The sequence below is a fragment of the Mesorhizobium sp. WSM4898 genome, assembly GCF_029625845.1.
Lineage (GTDB): Bacteria > Pseudomonadota > Alphaproteobacteria > Rhizobiales > Rhizobiaceae > Mesorhizobium.
Genome location: NZ_JARTVQ010000055.1, coordinates 1 through 239, shown reverse-complemented (window position 1 = coordinate 239; position 239 = coordinate 1). Strand labels below are relative to the sequence as shown.

Genomic DNA, 239 nt, shown 5'->3' with positions numbered 1-239 from the left:
CCCTTAACTTCATCAAGACCATTTGTGATGAGTCAGGATTTGCAGTGGATCAAAAATACAAAACACCCCAACTATGCCGCACCACCGTCCTCGTGACCTCCAACTTTACCATCGGTGATGTCATGCCAGATCAACCAGGAATTGAAGAAAACAAAGCGGCTCTCCTCCGTCGTTTTTGGCACATCAATGTGTACGCATTGCTCCGTCTACTGGGATTGAAGCTTCTTCCAAAGAATGAC

Annotated in this window: 1 protein-coding gene; it reads left to right on the top strand. The window is 46.4% G+C overall.

Annotation, left to right across the window (positions count from 1 at the left end; translation table 11 throughout):
* The coding region (locus P9228_RS30930) for a hypothetical protein (protein WP_278057072.1) at positions 1–239 on the top strand (239 nt) is incomplete at both ends.